Annotated in this window: 1 rRNA gene and 1 pseudogene; both read right to left on the minus strand. The window is 69.5% G+C overall.

Going from position 1 to position 983, the window contains the following annotated elements:
- Nucleotides 1-678 (minus strand): annotated as a pseudogene (locus AB0F29_RS39700) (hypothetical protein); the annotation flags it as partial.
- Between the two features lie 213 nt (nucleotides 679-891).
- Nucleotides 892-983, minus strand: a 5S ribosomal RNA gene (rrf, locus tag AB0F29_RS39705); the annotation flags it as partial.

Consider the following 983-nt stretch of genomic DNA (forward strand, 5'->3'; position numbering starts at 1 on the left):
GCTGACCACCCCGGTACCCACCACGGTCGTCATCACGACGAGGCCCACGATCACGGTCCCCACCACGATTGTCATCACGACGGAACCCACCACCGGAGCCACCACCGCGGCTGTCGTCACGACGGAACCCACCACCGGAGGGCCGGTCGTCGTCACGGCGCGGGCCGCGCGGCCGGTCGTCACGACGCTCAAAGCCACCACCGCGGTTGTCGTCACGACGGAACCCCCCACCGGAGCCACCGGTAGGCCGGTTGTCGTCCCGGCGGAAACCGCCGCCAGAGCCACCGCCGCGGTTGTCGTCGCGGCGGAACCCACCGCCGGAGGGCCGGTCGTCGTCACGACGGGGACCACGCGGCCGGTCGTCACGACGCTCGAAGCCACCGCTGGGACGGCCACCACGGTCGTCATCACGACGAGGCCCACGATCACGGTCCCCACCACGATTGTCATCACGACGGAACCCACCACCGGAGCCACCGCCACGGTTGTCGTCCCGGCGGAAGCCACCGCCGGTCGGCCGGCTGTCGTCACGACGCGGCCCTCGATCGCGGTCACGGTCGTCACGGCGGAAGCCACCGCCAGTGCTGCCACCGGTGCCAGAAGGCCGGTTGTCGTCACGGCGGAAGCCGCCACGGTCGTTGTCGCGTCGAGGCGCGCCGGCACCGGACCGGTCGTCACGACCACCGCGGTAACCGCCCCTGTCACCGCCGTCCCGGCGACGCGGCTCGCGCTCCGGACGATCGTCGGGAGAGTTGGTGGACATGGGTGTGACTCCTGTCTTCGGGTACCACAGACATTCTCGCGCAGCCGACCAGTCGACGCGCTTCGGGAAAAACAAAAGGACCCCTGGTCCCAGCGTTGAACGCTGGGACCAGGGGTCCTTGAAAGATTGTTCGGCGGCGTCCTACTCTCCCACAGGGTCCCCCCTGCAGTACCATCGGCGCTGAAAGGCTTAGCTTCCGGGTTCGGAATGTAACCGGGCG

This window comes from Streptomyces sp. NPDC026589, from assembly GCF_040638385.1.
GTDB lineage: Bacteria > Actinomycetota > Actinomycetes > Streptomycetales > Streptomycetaceae > Streptomyces.